Below are 15,681 nucleotides of genomic sequence, written 5' to 3' on the forward strand. Positions count from 1 at the left end.
GTTGAAGGTTGCTGGTTTGGAAATTCAGGCGTTGACCACAGGCAAAGCCTGGACCGCCTCGCCAATGGCATAAAAGTGGCCGCCAGCCACAGGGTGCAGGCTGCGCAGTTCGGGTGGCGCGTTTTCAAAGTGCCAGCGGCCTTGGTTGAAGACGCGTTCATCGGCCCAGGCACCGATCACCTCGGCAAGGATCAAGTCGTGCGGTCCCGCCACATGGGCAGTGGCGGGCAGCACTCGGCACTCCAGCTGGGCGATGCAGCCGTTCACGAAGGGAACGCCGGTCTGCGCTGCGGCTTGAGTGCGGATCTGGCACAGGCTCAGTTTGTCGGGGTGGTTCTTGCTGCTCATGCCGCCTGCGGCCATGACCAGGTCTTTCATGGCCACTGTGGGCACGCAAAGGCTGAGCACGCCGGAAGCGTCGATCAGCTCTCACGTGAGGGTGCTTTTATCGACCACGACCGCGATTTTTGGGGTGTCAAAGTCCAAGGGCATGGCCCAGGCGGCGGCCATCACATTGCTTTGGCCCGCATGCTGGCTGCCCACCAGCACGGTGGGGCCGTGGTTGAGCAAACGGTAAGCGTGTTTCAGTTCAACAGTGTGCATGCGGTGTTCAACGGGGTTCGGGCGAGAGCACTGAGCGCTCTTTTTGGTATTGATCGTAGGACGGCAGAGGGGTTCCCGGGGCGGTGCCGCTGCCTACGGCCTTGGCCCTTTCCTGGGCACGGATTTCTTCGTACACGCCTTGCGTTGAAATCAGGCCGCAACCCGACAGGCCCCCAAGCAGTGTCAGTGCGATGAGTGTTTTGTTCATGGTTTGCGTTTGTTGAACTTTTGCCAGTACTGGAATTCGTCCGCACGGACTTCGTATTCCAGGTCTTCCACGCGCATGAGCATGCGCTCTTTGGCGTCGCTCACGGCGCGGTTGTAGATGCTGGGGCCGATTTCTTCGAGGACAAAACCAAGCAGGGCACCGGCAGAAATATTGCCGATTTTTTGCTCGAAATTGGCCTCGAAGTAGCGCTCGATGCTGGCAATCGCCTGAGCGCGGTCTTCTTTGCTCAGCTCAATGGGCATGGCCGCAGATCAGCCGATTTCGGCGATGAGTTCGATCTCAACGCAAGCGCCCATGGGGATTTGCGCCACGCCAAAGGCGCTGCGAGCATGCGCGCCGACCTGGGGGCCAAACACCTGGCCCAGCAGTTCGCTGCAGCCGTTGGTCACCAGGTGCTGCTCGGTGAAGTCGCCTGTGGAGTTGACCAGGCTCATCACTTTGACAATGCGCTTGACCTTGTTCAGGTCGCCCACGGCGGCGTGCAGGGTGCCCATCAGGTCAATCGCCACGGCGCGCGCGGCTTGCTGGCCTTCGGTGGTGCTGATGTTTTTGCCCAGTTGACCGGCCCAGACTTTGCCGTCTTTTTTGGCAATGTGGCCGGACAGGAAAACCAGGTTGCCCGTCTGCACAAAGGGCACATAGGCTGCGGCCGGCACGGCCACAGGGGGCAGTTCGATGTTCAGGGATTTCAGGGTGTCGTAAACGCTCATGGTGTGTCTCACAGCTAAGTGGAAGGGCATTGGCTTGTGGGGCCAAGCTTGGGTAGATGATTGTCGCTGACTTCAAACGGGACCAGGCCATCGCTGCCTTCGGAAGTTCGGTATGTCCTGTCAAGTCTGAGGGCTCGAGCACCAGCTGGCGCTAGGTCACCGGGTTTCCTTCGCCACATCCTGCTCGAAGCTGGCCTCTAGCAAGGGGGCTTTTTCGGCCATCCAGCCGCTGTAGACGGTTTGGAAATCGGTCACGATCTGCGCCAGCGGCATGTCGTCAAAAGTGCCGCGCTGGTTCACGTACTCCATGTGCCGGTTGCCTGCCTTGTCAAACGGGTGGTAAATCGAATCGTTTTGCCCATCAAACTCCAGCGGCAACAGGCCGAATTTGTCACACAGCTCGATGTTGAAAGCAGGCGTGGCCTTGACCCACTGGCCGTCCAACCAGATGTCGGCATAGCCGTGCCAGATGAACACATCGGTCTGCATGGTCTGGCGCAAGCGCTCGGTGCTCAGGTGGTTACGCACATCGGCATAACCCAGCCGGGCGTGCAGGCCTGCGGCGCGGCAGGCCGCCGCCATCAGCGCTGCTTTGGGCACGCACCAGCCCGAGCCTTGGGCGATGACGGAGCTGGCCCGCATGCCCTGCGGCGACAGGTCGATGCGGTAGGGGTCATAGCGAAAGCGGTCGCGCACCGCCAGGTACAGCGACACCGCGCGTTCGCGGTCGGTGGCGCCTTGTGCATGTTCGCGCGCCAAGGCGATCACATCGGGGTGGTCGCTGTCGATCAAGGCCGTGGCGGCCAGCGTGGCGGGGGAGGGCAGGTCGTTCATGCAGTTCACTGTAGCGCGCGCGGCAGCATTGGGGTGTCACGCTGGCTATAGTGCTTTGATGGTGCTTTGCAGCACAACACAAGGAGACATGGGCATGGCTTCGGTTTTGAATTTCGGCGCGGTGCGTGTGCACCTGGGTGAAAAGTCCGGCAAATACCCCGACGGCAACCAGCTCATCGTGCAGGGGGCCGACACGCGGGTGGCCTTTGACACGCCCGAGGTGGCCAACCGCATTGGCCCCGAGTTGGACACGGTGGACTTGGTCATCCTGGGCCATGTGCACGAAGACCACATGGCCGGGCTGCACCGCCTGCCCCACGCCCCGGTGCAGGTGCACGAGGCCGACTTGGCCGCCGCCCAATCGTGGGAGGGCATTTGCCAGCACTACGGTTACCCCGCCGATGTGCTGGATGCGATGCACGCCATCGTGCAAAAGGATTTTCATTACCAGCCCCGGCCCGACGCCACCGGCTACAGCGACGGCGCGCTGTGGGACCTGGGCGGCGGCGTGCGCGTTCGGGCGCACCACCTGCCGGGCCACACCGCAGGCCACTGCGCTCTGGTGGTCGAAAGCGAAGGCCTGGCCTTCATTGGCGACATCGACCTGAGCGGCTTTGGCCCGTATTACGGCGACGCCACATCCAACCTGAGCGACTTTCGGCAAACCCTCAAAAAAGTGGCCGAGCTGGACGCCCGCATCTGGGCCACCTCGCACCATAAGGCAGTCATCACCGACCGGGTGCAGTTTTTGGCCGACTTGGCCCGCTTTGCCAGCAAGATCGACGAGCGCAGCGCGCAGCTGCTGGGCTACTTGCAGACGCCGCACAGCCTGGACGAGTTGGTCGACCGCCGCCTGCTGTACCCGCAAGGCTACGACGTGCCCTTTGTCCCTTGCGCCGAACGCAACACCATTGGCATGCACCTGGCCGAGCTGCAGGCGCAAGGGCAAATTCAGACGTTGGACGATGGCCGCTTTTGGGCTGTTTGATTTTTTGACGGTTTGAAGCCTTTTCACCCTTCCATCAGGAGACTCTCATGACCCCCGAGCAACTCTTGCAGCACCACGACCAAGCCCTTTTGTAGGGCCAGGCCCCCGGTGTGGTGAGCGGCCCCGATACCGCTGCGGCCTACCAGCAAGCCCTGGCCGCTACAAGCAAGCGAAAACTGGCGCGCCGAGTTTTCTGCGCCGCTGGGCAGCCTCAGCGCCCACACTTGTTGACACGTCACGCCGTCTTAAGCCACAGGCAAGAGATGGATCTTTTGTAGAGCCAACCCCGTGGGCGATGGCAGGCCGAGGCGGTGTGTGTGAAGTCGCCCACAGGGGTGGGCTCCTACAGCAGCAGGTCGGTGGCTTCAGCCCCAACATGGAGCCCTTGCCAAACAATCAAATCAATTGGGTCAGCCCCCATTTTGACGAAGCGAACCAATCTACCCTCGGTGCCGTCATCGCGAGGTACGAAGCGATCCATGGTGGTCCATAGACGGCCAATGCCATGGGCTAAGGCAGGCTATTTCTGTCAGCCGTTGCGTCGCCGCACGATCGAAAAAAAACGCCCTGGGCCGCAAAGCCCGGGGCGTGAATCAACAAAAATGTCAGGCAACTGCAAGAAGCATGACCGCGCCAGTATACTGTAAATATAAACAGTATATTGAGCAGTTCACGCCATGCACGCCCCAGACACCCCCCAAGCCCTGCCCCCCGGAAACTGGTGGCTGCAGGCCTTGCCCGCCAGCATTGCGGCGGGTTTCCCGTCGCCCGCCGAAGACCATCAGGTCGAGCGCATCGACCTGATGCAGCAGCTGGTCAAACACCCGCAGGCCACGTTTTACATCCGCGTGCGCGGCGAGAGCATGCGCGACGCCGGCATCCTGGACGGCTCGGTGGTGTTGGTGGACCGCGCCATCGCCCCGGCCGACGGCCAGATCGTGTTGGCCGTGATCGACGGCGACTTCACCTGCAAAATCCTGCGTTTGCCCAGCGAGGGCTTGCGCCTGCAGGCGGCTCACCCCGATTACCCCGACATCGTGCCCAAGGACGGTCAAAGCGTGGACATCTGGGGTGTGGTGATCGCGACCATTCACCAACACGCCACCTGATCTGACATGATTGGACATGGCCACCATTTCCCCACGCCACCGCCGCGACGACTTTGAAGAAAGCCGTGTCTACGAATACCCGCAACACCTGCGCGAAGCCATCGAAGACGCACCCACCGGGGCCGGCGTCTACACCTTTCATGGCCAAGAGGGCGACTTGCCGCTGTACATCGGCAAAAGCATCAACATCCGCGCCCGCTTGCTGTCACACCTGCGCACGCCGGACGAGGCCCGCATGTTGCGCCAAACCCAGCGCATCAGCCATATCCGCACGGCGGGGGAGATCGGGGCGCTGCTTTTAGAGGCGCAAATGATCAAGGCCCAGCACCCGCTGTTCAACCAGAAACTGCGCCGCAACCAACAACTGTGCAGCTTGCAACTGACGGGCGAGGTGCCGCAGGTGGTTTACGCCCGCGATATCGACTTTGCCAACCAGCCGGAGCTCTATGGCCTGTACGCCAGCCGCCACGCCGCGCTGGATGCGCTGCGTGCTGTGGCCGACCAACACAAACTTTGCTATGGCCCGCTGGGCCTGGAAAAACTGCCCCCCGGCAAAGCCTGCTTCAGGGCCGCAATCCGCCAATGCGCAGGCGTATGCCGGGGCGACGAGACCCCCGAGGCGCACCGCGAGCGCCTGTTCACCAGTCTGCTGGCGTTGCGTGTGGAATGCTGGCCTTATAAGGGTGCGGTGGGTTTGGTCGAGCGCGATGGTGACTTCACACAAATCCATGTTGTCAAGCACTGGTGCTATCTGGGCAGCGCCCTCAGCGCCGAAGCCGCCCGCCAACTGAGCCAAACCGCCAGCCAAGTGGCCGCCCACTTTGACGCCGATGGCTACAAAATTTTGTGCCGCCCGGTGCTCACGGGGCGCGTGGAGATTTTGGCGTTGTGAGCCCGAGTGACACGGCAGAGCATTCGGTTGAAGCCCCCACCTAACGCAATCCAACGCAATCCAACCCCATCGTCATGAAAATCCATCTGCAAACGCCCGAAGAAATTCGCCCGCAAATCTGGAAAGAGCTGGGCCGCGCCAGCCTGGACCGGCACCATGAGTGGCGCACGCCGGTGTTGGCCTCTGCCGATGCAGACGGCTTGCCCGATGCCCGCACCGTGGTGCTGCGGCAGGTAGACGCCGTAGCCGGGCGGCTGACTTTTTACACCGACAGCCGCAGCCCCAAAGTGGCCCAACTGCAGGCTCAAGCCTCAGCGATGCTGGTATTTTGGAGTGCGCGTTTGAGCTGGCAATTGCGCTTGCGCGTAGCCTGTTCGGTCATCACTTCTGGCCCAGAGGTCGATGCGCTTTGGCAAGGGGTCAAGCAGTCGGCGGCGGCGGGTGATTATTTGTCGCCACTGCCGCCGGGTGCGGTGTTGCCATCAGGCAGTGGCACAGCAGATGCTGCTGAGGTCAAGGTCCCCGCGCCAACACACAGCTTTGCCGTGCTGCGCGCGCAGGTGCTTCAGATGGACTGGCTGGAGCTGTCGCGCGACGGGCATCGCCGGGCGCAGTTGAGCGCCAGCACTTGGGAGTGGCTCACGCCTTGAATGCTTTCAGCCCATGCCGTCTCGCATGCCCTGCAGTTGCGCCCCGTCCACCACCAAGCGCACGCCCAAAGAGCCGCTGCCCGTTCGCACCGGAAATTTGCGCAAAGCCATCTCAAGCGCCTCAATGACCGGGTAAGCCGCACAGGCCTGCACGATGCGTGTCATCAGCCGCTCTTGCGTGTCGTAGAGCCCATCGGCTGCGAGCCGCTCGATCTCGATCACCAAAGGGTCGTAATCAAACACATGGGCCATGCCGTCTTCGGGAATCAGCACCAAGTCGGGGTCGATCCACAGTGTCAAGTCCAGCGCGTGGTACTCGGGCACGGTGTCGCCTGGGCCGTAGCTGCCGATGCGGGTGGCCAGGTGAAAGTCTTTCAGTTCGATCTGGCTGGAGGTCAAGGTTGGCAGGGTCATGGGTGCTCTCAGGGGCAAATTTGTAGGTGGGCGCTCTGGGGCTCAACGTTGGCTTTTGAGCCGTTGGCTCTTGCGGCTTTTTTCAAAAAATGCGTCGGGTTTGGTTTGCACCCAACGGATGAAGCGGGCCATCTCTTCGGGCTGCTTCAAGGCCTCAACGGTGTTGTAGGTGCGGGCCAATTCGGTCTCGGTGAACAGCGCATGGATCTGGCGGTGGCAAATGCGGTGCAGCAGCACGGTGTGTGCACCGCCATGCGACTTGGGCACCAGGTGGTGCGCGTCTTGTTGGCTGGGCGGAATGCTGCGCTCGCACAGTGGGCACAGCACATCGCCGCCGCGCGGTGCGGGCAGGGCTTCAAGCTGGGCTTGAATGAGCTTTTTGCGAATGCGCCCCGTCACGGCTGCAAGACTGTGTTGACCATGGCCCAAGGCTACAACAGGCAGCCAGCGGCGCAGGCCGCACCGAGCGATTGATCCCGCCCGCTTTCAGGGCATCAAATCAATCAGGATCTCGTTGCGGCGGTTCCACGGCAGGGTGAAGGGATCGTCATAGCGGGCGATTTGGGCCGTGGGGTTGAGCTTGAGCTGGCGCGCCTGCGCCCAAGCCCGCAGCCGTTCGGTCTGCTCCTGGATGCTCGCTTGTGTGGTGAAGCCGCTGAAACGCACCGCCACCGTCTCATGCTCGGGCACGGGGCGCAGCTGGATTTGTGGGTTGAGCGGCTGGGGCAGAGTCTGCACGCTTTCGGCCGACGGCATCACAAAATGCACGCGCCAGCCCTCGTCTTCAGGCACCACGGTGACGGGCGCGGTCATGGAAATTTTGCGCTGCGCCCCCAGCCCGGCTTGCAGGTTGTCGCCAAAGATGTAGGACGCAATGCGCCTAAACCCACTGCGGCTGGCGGCATCAAAGTCCCCCTGAATTTGCGTTTGGGCCACCGTGAAAGCGGCGTAGCGGCGAACCTCAAACGGTGGGTCCGAGACGAGCACGGTGAAACGCGGTTCTTCAACGGCCATGGCGGCTCCAGAAAAAAGGAACAGGACGGGCAACAAGAGGGAGTACAAGAGGGAAAAAAGCCAGCGCATCAGAGTCTTTCATGTGGCGTGTGGAGCCATTACAGCAAATTCAGGCATGCACCTCGGTCCGCTGGCGCACGCCTGTGGGCATTTGATCTACTGGCCTTGATGGTGTCGCACCCACTCAGCCCCGGACCATGCGCATCACCTCGCCCGCATCCAGAGTGGACGCCCGGGCCCGGATGTCGCCCAAGTGCTGCTGTTGCAGGGTTTTGCCGCTGCTCAAAAGGCCTTGGTAGGTTTGGCGCAGCAAGTCGGTGGACATGACGCGACCGCCTGCGTAATAGCGTTTGGCCAAATGGCCCAGCGCATAGGTGCTGGCAAATGAAAACGCCATGCTCGTGGCTTGGCTGCCGAGACCACCCAGCAGCTTGCCCCCCGCCTTGCCCAGCAAACCGCCCAGCAGCTTGCGGCCAAATTCTTCAATGTATTGCGAAGTCAGGCCCACACCTGCGGCGGCGATGAACTCTTTGATGTGACCTTGGTCGAGCGACACGCCGTGGGCCACGCCCACGCGGTAGACCATTTTGATTTGCAGCGGAATGATGGCCATCGACGCCCAGGACTGGGGCAGCAACTCCAGCGCGCCGTTCAAGATGGCGTAGTGGAGGATGGAGCGGTCGATGGCCGCGTTGTCCACAGCGGGCGCAGCAGAGGCAGCGGGTGTGACAGGCGCAATAGGTGCAGCAGGCGCAGCGGCCTCCTCGGCATAAGCGGCTTGGGCCAAAGCTTGGGTGTGGGCGGTGGCCTCAGGTTCGGCGCCGCCGAGATGCAAATCGGTTTTGAGGCGCTGCAAAAATGCAGCTTCAGCCGGGCTGCACAGGCCGTCGGCGTGGCACACCGCGGTCGCCCACTCATAGGCCAGTTGGCGGTGCATCGGCTCTTGCAGTTGCGCGGCCGCTTGCTGCGCCGACAAACGCCCCAACAGCGCGGCCTGCACAGCCTGCGCCAGTTGCTTGGCACCGCCGTGCTCGTCGAGTTGCAAAGACAGGTCGCGCACAAAGTCGCGCTCGGCTTGAGACTTGTCGCCATCGGCCATGGCGGCGTGAACCAGGATGGCCAAAAGCGCTTGCTGGGTGGGTGCGTTGATCATGTGACTTGGACGAATGGAATGGGTTTGAAGACAAAAACCAATTCAAGCACATGGGGCCAAAGGGGGACCTGTTGGCGAGGGGCAATGACCTGTTGCAGGAGGGGATTGGGGGACGCTCAGGCACTCTGTGCGGGAATGCGAGAGTCGGCTAATTCAAGGAGCAGGTCCTGAACCCGTGTTCAGGCATACACAACTTGGCATTCTGTGACAAGACGAAAGCTGGTTTAAATTAAATATAAAGTATTATTTAAGCGACCGCGACCATCTGTGAAGGGGTCGATAAAAGTCTGAATGGTCTTTTTTGGGGAGTCGGTAAAAGGGTCCCAGGAGTGATTCTGGGGCCGTTTTTCATGGGGTGCCGCAAGCGGGTGCGACACGGACTGCGCTAGGTGGGCCGACGCTGTGGTCGCCGGCATGCGCCGTCTGCACCCGGGGCTGGAGGCGGTGTTTGAGCGACTGTATGCGCGGCTCTTGGGGTTTGCTGCCGCTTAAAAACCTGTGCGCCAGCAGCCAATAGATCACCCATAGATTTATTCTGAAACTGGAATATCATTGGAGGCTTCAAATGAAGACGCAACCCAAACAATTGCTTTGGCTTGGCGACAGTCTGGAAGCGTTGAAGGCCTTTTCTGACGAGGCCAGGCGTTCAGCAGGTCATCAGTTGGGATTGGTTCAATGGGGACTTGATCCGCTGGACTGGAAGCCGATGGAAAACGTCGGTGCCGGCGTGAAAGAAATTCGCATCCGAGTTGAGACGTCGTATCGGATTTTGTATGTGGCCAAGTTCAGTGAGGCTGTTTATGTTTTGCACGCTTTCGTCAAGAAGACAGCTAAAACCAGTAAGAAAGACATGGACCTGTCCATCGACCGTTACAAGGCACTAAGCAAAGCAAGGAGTTCCAAATGACAGATCTCAAAATCAGCAAGGGCAGCGCCAACGTGTTTGCGGACCTTGGCTTTGGCCCTCAGGAGTCGCAAAACCTGCTGTTGCGTTCGCAAACCATGGTCGCTCTGGTGCAGTGGTTCCACGCCAGTGGCTTGACGCAAGCGGTCGCAGCCAAGACGTTGGGCGTGACGCAGCCGCGTTTGAATCAATTGCTCAAGGGCAAGATTGAAATTTTCAGCCTCGATGCCTTGGTCAACATGGCCACCAGCGCGGGCATGCGTGTGGGCCTGAGCATTCGGCCTCAAACATCCGTCAAGGTTCGGACGGCAGCCCCCGCAAAGCGTGCGCCAAATACCAAGCAGGGGCTTCGCGCAGCGGGGTGATTGGGTTGCAGGTCTATATACTGTTCATTTATACAGTATTTAGCCATGCCCCCCCATGCTCGCCCTCATCGACGGCAACAACTTCTACGTCTCCTGCGAACGCGTCTTCCAGCCCTGGCTGCAAGGCCGGCCGGTGGTTGTGCTGTCCAACAACGACGGCTGCGCCATTGCCCGCAGTGACGAGGCCAAGGCCCTGGGCATCAAGATGGGCGCGCCTTACTTCCAGCTGCGCGAGCTCGAGCGCGACGCCGGCCTGATCGCCCTGTCGGCCAACTTCGCCTTGTATGGCGACATGAGCGACCGCATGATGAGCCTGGCCGCAGGTCTGGGCCACAACCAAGAGGTCTATTCCATCGACGAAAGCTTTGTCGACCTGAGCGGCATCCGCGGCGACCTGGTGCGCCGCGCCCGCACCATCCGCAAACGCATCCACCAATGGATCGGCATCCCGACCTGCATCGGCATCGGCCCCACCAAAACCCTCGCAAAACTCGCCAACGCCATCGCCAAAAGCGCCGAACGCAAACCCGGCAGCTACCCGGCCCAACACGCCCAAATCTGCCACCTGGGCGCGTGCACCCCCGAAGAACTGCAGGCCCTGCTGCAGGCCACCGAAGTGGGCGACGTCTGGGGCGTGGGCCGCAAGATCGGGGCACAACTGCGCGAAAACGGCATCCACACCGCGCTGGATCTGCAGCGCATGAGCCCGGCCGCAGCCAAAGCGGGCTGGTCGGTGGTGCTGGAAAAAACCGTGCGCGAACTCAATGGCACCCCCTGCATCGAGTTCGAAGACGAACCCCCGGCCAAACAACAAATCGCCTGCACCCGCAGCTTTGGCCACCCGGTCACTGAGTTGGCCGATTTGCAGCAGGCGGTGACCGAGTTTGCGTGCCGCGCTGCAGAAAAACTGCGCAAACAACAGGGCCATGCGGCCCAGGTGTTGGTGTTCATTCGCACCAGCCCGTTCAGGAAGAAAGACGCGCAGTACAGCCGCAGCGCCTGCCTGCCGCTGCCCGTGCCCACCAGCGACAGCGCGCACATCACGCAAGCGGCCTTGGCTTTACTGCGCAACATTTACCAGCCGGGTTATGTGTACGCCAAGGCGGGTGTGATGCTGATGGGGCTGCAGCCGGCCACGCGCCAGCAACTCACGCTGGATTTGTCGCGCCAAGCGGGTGATGTGCAGCCCGCCAACCGCGTGCGCCTGATGCAAACCATGGACCAGCTGAACCAGCGCCATGGACGCGGCACGCTCAAACTGGCCAGCGCGGGCTTGGGGCAGAGCGCACAAATTTGGCACATGAAGCAAGATTTCAAGACCCCGGCCTACACCACCGATTGGGCGAATTTGCTCACCGTGCAGATGGACTCCTGAACTGGCGCGCGGCGCGTGGCCTGCCCAGCGGGCTCGTGCCGGGCAGCACGTCCTGCGCACAGTGGCCCCGGCAGCGGGGCGGGTATTGAAATCGCGGTTTGAGGCCGCTGATAGACTTGCTGCTTGAAAAATTCCAGCTCTACCACCACCCACACCGCTGCGCACAGTCACGCCACCGCAGCGGACCCCGCCTGGGTCCAGACCCCTGATGCCCCCATCGACGTGGTGTATTTGTGGGTGGACGGCAACGATTCGAGCTGGCGTGCCAAGCGCGAGGCGGCTTTGGCGCAGCTGCCCGACGACACGAGTGCTTCTATGGCGCGCTACAGCAATGTAGAGGGACGCTTTCGGGACAACCATGAGCTGCGCTACAGCTTGAGGGCATTGGAGAAATTTTTCCCGCAGCACGGCCATGTGTACATCGTGACCGATGCGCAGGCCCCGGACTGGCTGCGCCCCTCGGAACGGTTGACGCTGGTGGACCACCGAGAGTTGATGCCCGAGGTCTCCTTACCCACCTTTGATTCGGGCCACATCGAATCGTGGATTCACCACATTCCAGGTTTGTCCGAGCGCTATTTTTATTTCAACGACGATGTGTTTTTGGGTGCACCTTTGAGCCCGGCCGATTGGTTCACCCCCGAGGGTTTTTACCTGACTTGGTCAGACGAGCCGCTTGTCTCGGACGAGGCCATGCGCATGGACGCCACTTCTTTGGAGAACGCTTGCCGCTTGTCGATCGAGTGGCTGCGGGCGCAAGCGGGCGCGTCTTTGGCGGGTCAGGCTTTGCCACTTGGTCGCCAGCTAGACCCGTTGTACCGAAGCACCTTCCGCACCTTTGCCCATTCGCCCAGACCCATGCGGCGCTCGCTGCTCCTGGAGCTGGAGGGCGTGGCCCCTGAGTTGTTTGCGGCGGTGCGCTCGACCGTGTTTCGCAGTTGGGACAAGCCGACCATCGTGTCCGACTTTGTGCTGCGCTGGGCGCTGGCGCATGGCCTGGCGCAGATGCGCACATACCGCCACCGCCATGTGTCCACGGGGGACGCCGATCAGCAGGCGCAGTTGCAGGCCTTGGCGGCCGAGTTCGGTGCTCTCGACTTTTTTTGCATCAACGACACCACCGACGACGCGCACCCTGATGACCCACGCTTGCGCCAGGTGCAGTCGGTGCTGCAGGCCATGCTGCCCATGGCTTCGGGCTTTGAGCAGTGGGGCGGCGGTGCTTCGTGCCAAGGCGATGAGCGGGCAGGACAGTCGGCCGAAATTCACCAAGGCGCGCAAGCGCCAGCGGCTCACCAGAGCCCGGTGTCCGGATCACGCCGCAGGGCTTGAGGGTTTGTGTCAGCGCAAAGGGCTGGCCGCCATGACCGATCCATCGTGTGCACGATGGTCTCATTCATGGCGGGGCAGGCGTCTGCCGGCCTGTCAGCTTTTGTCGCGGACGGGGTCTGCTGTGGGGCTACCCGGGCGGTCTGTGTGCTGCACCTCAAAGCCATCGGCCACAAAGGCCGGGCCTTTCATCAGCATCACGATCACGCAGCCAATGGCCGCCGTCAGTACCAGCGTCCAGTGCAGCACCACAGCGCCAATGGCGATGTAAAGCCATTGGGTCAGTTGGCGCTCGTCAGCTGGCGTGGGGGCTTCAGGCGCTGCCAGCCAGGCCAGCGCCACCAAGGCCAAGGGCAGGGCGGTACCCGCCAAGGTGATCCAGGGCAGTTTTTTCCACAAAGCCCATTCCAGGCCGGGGGCTGAACGGGTGAAGCCGGGCAGTTTCTGGAGCCAGTTCACGGGCGGGTCTTGGGCATGAAGTACATGGCTTTGATCATGCCATGCCCCAGAATGAGCCGGGGCATGCCAAGCCCTTTTGCCGTGTTCGCTGCCTAAGCTGTCAGGCCGGTATGGGCGCTGAGCGAACAGACATGGCGCAGGTTTCAGTCCCGGGCCGCTGGGCTGTTGCCTGATCGAAACGAAGCGGCCAAAGCGACGGCTTCTTTCACGTCCACGCAAATGCCATCGGCGCCCAGGCTCTGGGCGTCGTGGGATTGCACGGTGAAAATGGGGCCGCCCAACAGCACGCCAGGCTCGGGGTTGCCCGATGCGGCCTTGAGGGCGCGGATCAGGCCTGGCAAGTTCTTGAGTTGCGCTTCGGTGGCGCACGAAATACCGATCACATCAAACCACTCGTTGCTGACCGCATGCACCAGCTCTTTTTCAGAGAGCGAAATTTCGATGACCACGTCCCAGCCGGCTTTGCGGAAAAAGTCGGACACGATGGTCATGCCCAAAAAATGCTGCGAGCCGGGGGCCGAGGCCAGCATGATGCGCTGCACATCACCGCCCAGTTGCGGGCCGTTTTGGTATTCAAAGCCCAGACGGTGCGTGATCTCATGCATGCGCACCAAGCCACAAGTGACTTCGGTGAAGTCACACAGGTCTTGCTCCCACATCAGGCCCAGTTGACGTGCGGCCGGGGCAATCAACTCCAGAAAAATCCGGTCAGTGGTGATGCCTTGGTGCAGCAGCTCGTCGATGAATTGTGTGGTCTCGTTGGCCTGGCTGGATTTGCTCAAGGCCACAAACGTGGCCAACTGTTTGGGCGAGATGCCAGGGCCTTGCGTGGTGGGGTCGACCTCGGCTTGAGCCACCCGGTGGGCCTGCACCAGGCGTGGAATGATCTGGGTCTCGATCACCTCGGTCAGGGACTTTTTGCACTCGTCCTGATCGCTAAAGTTGTCGGCTTTTTGCTTTTGGGACTGAAAGCCGCTCAGTTGTTGCCCCAAAGAGGACATGAGTGTGAGCAAGGCGCTTGCATGTGCCTTCAACGGGGTGAAGTGCAGGCCCGGTAAATTGAGGTACATCAAGAAATCCAAAAGTTAGTTTTGACCATAACGCTTTCAACGATTCCTGGCAAGGCTTCAGGGGCGAACCAGCCTAGGGGTTATCACCTGTAAAACGGGGTCCTTGAGGTCTTGTGTTCCTCATTTCAGACCTTCGCGCGTGGGGTAGGTTGTGCGGGTCGGCAGGTCTTCACCCATGGGCTTGACCACCCCGCAGGCCTGGGCCAAGGTCTGCACCGCCTGCTGGTTTTGCCGCGCTTGGTGCTTGCTGGCACGGCCCCTGACCCGCGTGCGCCAGACCCGGAAAGAGCCTGTCTTGAGGCTTTGTCGCATGAGTGCAATCACCTCCGATTCGCTCAAGCCGTAGGTCTGGGCAATCGCCTCAAAGGGCGTGTTGTCGTCCCAGGCCATGGCGATGATCTGGGAGGTGTCTGCTTCGCTGAGTGGGGGGCGGGTGTGGGTCATGCTCAAAGGTGAGGGGGTACAGGTGCGGTCAAATCCCGCTGGGTCGTTTGAGCGCTGCGGCACGGTCGGTGCTGACCAGTTCCACTTCGCGATTTTGGCCCTCGCTGCGCACCGTGAGGGTCAGGCGGCCGCCTGCAGGCCCGAGGGACCGCAGACGGCGGTAAAAGTCGGGCAGGTCTTGCAGTGTTTGGCCTTGCAGGGCCAGCAAGGTGTCACCCATTTGGATGCCCGCCACCGCTGCCGGGCTGCCCGGCGAGACCCGCAAAACGCCCAAGCCGCCGCTGGGCAGCGGCTGGCTGGTGATGCCCAGCCAGGGGGTGGCCGGGCCTGTGCGTTTGCCGCTGCGCAGCAAGTCGGGCAGGGGGCCCTTGAGCAGGTTCACGGGCACAAACAAATTGCCTGGCAGCGGGACTTGGTCGCCGTACACGTCTTGCACCAGCAAGGAGCCAATGCCCACCAGACGGCCTTCGGGATCAAAGAGCCCCGAGCCGCTCCAGTTGTTCACGGCAGGTACCGTTATCAAGGGCGTTTCCAGCAGGTATTCCCAACTGCCTGCAAAGACTTTTCTGGAGACCAACTCCAGCGCGGTGGGTTCTGTCTCGTTTTGGCCCAGGGTCCAGAGCTTGCCGGGTGTGGGCAGGGTGTCCGAGTCGCCCAAGGGCACAGCTTCCAGCCGCAGCGGCACCAGGGCGCGGATCAGGCCCAGGCCACTGAGGTTGTCCACGGCCCGCACTTGCCCCGGTATGCGGCGCCCCTGGTGGTCGATCAGGTCGACGCTCTCGGCTTCGAGCAGCAGGTAGCCAATCGTCAGCACCAAGTCGGGGCCAATCACCACGCCGGAGCCCTCGCGCCGTTGGCCCAGGGTACGGCTGGTGTTGGCCTGCGCGTCGCTGCGGCTTTGCACCGTCACCACCGATTGCAGCACGCGCTGCATCGGCTCGGGAGGCAAGGCCTGTTGGATCTCGCGGGGTTGTTCTTGGGGTGTGTTTGGCGCCGTGGCGGGTTGACCGGCAGCCTGCGCCCAAGCCAAGCCGCAGGACAACATGCTGGCCAAAAAAGCCATGGGTAACGGGTGGCGCATGGTCATCCCCTTGAAAAAATTGGCGCTCAAGCAGCGCCAACCCATTGTGGGCTGAGCC

21 protein-coding genes and 1 pseudogene are annotated in these 15,681 nt (G+C 61.7%); 8 read left to right on the plus strand and 14 right to left on the minus strand.

Going from position 1 to position 15,681, the window contains the following annotated elements; all coding sequences use genetic code 11:
- Positions 1 to 24 precede the first annotated feature (24 nt).
- The 5 genes and pseudogenes from B9Z50_RS05780 to B9Z50_RS05800 form a co-directional block, all read right to left on the minus strand.
- Positions 25 to 603: pseudogene (locus tag B9Z50_RS05780) on the minus strand (flavin reductase family protein).
- Positions 604 to 610: 7 nt separating this feature from the next.
- On the minus strand, positions 611 to 811 hold the full coding sequence (locus tag B9Z50_RS05785) for a hypothetical protein (protein ID WP_108362740.1): 201 nt from the start codon (positions 809 to 811) through the stop codon (positions 611 to 613).
- Positions 808 to 1,074, minus strand: coding sequence for a DUF2164 domain-containing protein (locus B9Z50_RS05790; RefSeq protein ID WP_108362741.1), 267 nt, complete (start codon positions 1,072 to 1,074; stop codon positions 808 to 810). The genes B9Z50_RS05785 and B9Z50_RS05790 overlap by 4 nt, the downstream gene beginning before the upstream one ends.
- Before the next feature lie 9 nt (positions 1,075 to 1,083).
- Positions 1,084 to 1,542, minus strand: coding sequence for a RidA family protein (locus tag B9Z50_RS05795; protein WP_108362742.1), 459 nt, complete (start codon positions 1,540 to 1,542; stop codon positions 1,084 to 1,086).
- Positions 1,543 to 1,698: 156 nt separating this feature from the next.
- Positions 1,699 to 2,376 carry a transglutaminase family protein gene (locus tag B9Z50_RS05800; protein WP_108362743.1) on the minus strand — a complete coding sequence of 226 codons (678 nt, stop codon included), beginning with the start codon at positions 2,374 to 2,376 and terminating at the stop codon, positions 1,699 to 1,701.
- Positions 2,377 to 2,470: 94 nt separating this feature from the next.
- Here B9Z50_RS05800 and B9Z50_RS05805 point away from each other — a divergent pair, with 94 nt between their 5' ends.
- Positions 2,471 to 3,364 carry an MBL fold metallo-hydrolase gene (locus B9Z50_RS05805; protein WP_108363589.1) on the plus strand — a complete coding sequence of 298 codons (894 nt, stop codon included), beginning with the start codon at positions 2,471 to 2,473 and terminating at the stop codon, positions 3,362 to 3,364.
- A 23-nt stretch (positions 3,365 to 3,387) separates the two neighbouring features.
- Here the strand turns inward: B9Z50_RS05805 and B9Z50_RS05810 are convergent, their stop codons facing one another.
- A complete protein-coding gene (locus tag B9Z50_RS05810) occupies positions 3,388 to 3,603 on the minus strand; it encodes a hypothetical protein (RefSeq protein ID WP_146183173.1) in 216 nt (71 codons plus the stop codon).
- Positions 3,604 to 4,041: 438 nt separating this feature from the next.
- Here B9Z50_RS05810 and B9Z50_RS05820 point away from each other — a divergent pair, with 438 nt between their 5' ends.
- From B9Z50_RS05820 to B9Z50_RS05830, 3 genes are all read left to right on the plus strand, one after another.
- Positions 4,042 to 4,473 carry a LexA family transcriptional regulator gene (locus tag B9Z50_RS05820; protein ID WP_108362746.1) on the plus strand — a complete coding sequence of 144 codons (432 nt, stop codon included), beginning with the start codon at positions 4,042 to 4,044 and terminating at the stop codon, positions 4,471 to 4,473.
- Positions 4,474 to 4,489: 16 nt separating this feature from the next.
- On the plus strand, positions 4,490 to 5,365 hold the full coding sequence (gene cho / locus B9Z50_RS05825) for an excinuclease Cho (RefSeq protein ID WP_108362747.1): 876 nt from the start codon (positions 4,490 to 4,492) through the stop codon (positions 5,363 to 5,365).
- Between the two features lie 74 nt (positions 5,366 to 5,439).
- A complete protein-coding gene (locus B9Z50_RS05830; protein ID WP_108362748.1) occupies positions 5,440 to 6,015 on the plus strand; it encodes a pyridoxamine 5'-phosphate oxidase family protein in 576 nt (191 codons plus the stop codon).
- 6 nt (positions 6,016 to 6,021) lie between these two features.
- Here the strand turns inward: B9Z50_RS05830 and B9Z50_RS05835 are convergent, their stop codons facing one another.
- The 4 genes from B9Z50_RS05835 to B9Z50_RS05850 all read right to left on the minus strand — a co-directional run bounded on the left by B9Z50_RS05835 (position 6,022) and on the right by B9Z50_RS05850 (position 8,596).
- Positions 6,022 to 6,429 carry a dihydroneopterin aldolase gene (locus B9Z50_RS05835; protein WP_108362749.1) on the minus strand — a complete coding sequence of 136 codons (408 nt, stop codon included), beginning with the start codon at positions 6,427 to 6,429 and terminating at the stop codon, positions 6,022 to 6,024.
- A 42-nt stretch (positions 6,430 to 6,471) separates the two neighbouring features.
- On the minus strand, positions 6,472 to 6,828 hold the full coding sequence (locus B9Z50_RS05840) for an HNH endonuclease (RefSeq protein WP_233249785.1): 357 nt from the start codon (positions 6,826 to 6,828) through the stop codon (positions 6,472 to 6,474).
- Between the two features lie 87 nt (positions 6,829 to 6,915).
- Entirely contained in the window at positions 6,916 to 7,443 is a 528-nt protein-coding gene (locus B9Z50_RS05845) for a heme-binding protein (RefSeq protein WP_158270640.1), read from the minus strand.
- A gap of 184 nt (positions 7,444 to 7,627) precedes the next feature.
- Entirely contained in the window at positions 7,628 to 8,596 is a 969-nt protein-coding gene (locus B9Z50_RS05850; RefSeq protein WP_199221676.1) for a DUF533 domain-containing protein, read from the minus strand.
- A 565-nt stretch (positions 8,597 to 9,161) separates the two neighbouring features.
- Between B9Z50_RS05850 and B9Z50_RS05855 the strand changes: the two genes are divergently transcribed.
- The 4 genes from B9Z50_RS05855 to B9Z50_RS05870 all read left to right on the plus strand — a co-directional run bounded on the left by B9Z50_RS05855 (position 9,162) and on the right by B9Z50_RS05870 (position 12,572).
- On the plus strand, positions 9,162 to 9,503 hold the full coding sequence (locus tag B9Z50_RS05855; RefSeq protein ID WP_108362751.1) for a type II toxin-antitoxin system RelE/ParE family toxin: 342 nt from the start codon (positions 9,162 to 9,164) through the stop codon (positions 9,501 to 9,503).
- Positions 9,500 to 9,865, plus strand: coding sequence for a helix-turn-helix domain-containing protein (locus tag B9Z50_RS05860; protein ID WP_108362752.1), 366 nt, complete (start codon positions 9,500 to 9,502; stop codon positions 9,863 to 9,865). The genes B9Z50_RS05855 and B9Z50_RS05860 overlap by 4 nt, the downstream gene beginning before the upstream one ends.
- Before the next feature lie 55 nt (positions 9,866 to 9,920).
- Entirely contained in the window at positions 9,921 to 11,240 is a 1,320-nt protein-coding gene (locus B9Z50_RS05865; protein WP_108362753.1) for a Y-family DNA polymerase, read from the plus strand.
- Positions 11,241 to 11,363: 123 nt separating this feature from the next.
- Complete coding sequence (locus tag B9Z50_RS05870) at positions 11,364 to 12,572, plus strand: Stealth CR1 domain-containing protein (RefSeq protein ID WP_108362754.1); 1,209 nt, start codon at positions 11,364 to 11,366, stop codon at positions 12,570 to 12,572.
- 93 nt (positions 12,573 to 12,665) lie between these two features.
- Here the strand turns inward: B9Z50_RS05870 and B9Z50_RS05875 are convergent, their stop codons facing one another.
- From B9Z50_RS05875 to B9Z50_RS05890, 4 genes are all read right to left on the minus strand, one after another.
- Positions 12,666 to 13,028, minus strand: a complete 363-nt coding sequence (locus tag B9Z50_RS05875) for a hypothetical protein (protein ID WP_108362755.1) — start codon at positions 13,026 to 13,028, stop codon at positions 12,666 to 12,668.
- A gap of 143 nt (positions 13,029 to 13,171) precedes the next feature.
- Positions 13,172 to 14,098, minus strand: a complete 927-nt coding sequence (locus B9Z50_RS05880) for a B12-binding domain-containing protein (RefSeq protein WP_233249786.1) — start codon at positions 14,096 to 14,098, stop codon at positions 13,172 to 13,174.
- A gap of 120 nt (positions 14,099 to 14,218) precedes the next feature.
- A complete protein-coding gene (locus B9Z50_RS05885; RefSeq protein WP_108362756.1) occupies positions 14,219 to 14,542 on the minus strand; it encodes a TIGR03643 family protein in 324 nt (107 codons plus the stop codon).
- A 28-nt stretch (positions 14,543 to 14,570) separates the two neighbouring features.
- Positions 14,571 to 15,623 (minus strand): S1C family serine protease, encoded by a 1,053-nt coding sequence (locus B9Z50_RS05890; protein WP_158270641.1) that lies wholly within the window; start codon positions 15,621 to 15,623, stop codon positions 14,571 to 14,573.
- Positions 15,624 to 15,681: the final 58 nt, after the last annotated feature.

Origin of the sequence: Limnohabitans sp. Bal53 (assembly GCF_003063355.1) — a bacterium.
Taxonomy (GTDB): Bacteria; Pseudomonadota; Gammaproteobacteria; order Burkholderiales; family Burkholderiaceae_C; genus Limnohabitans_A.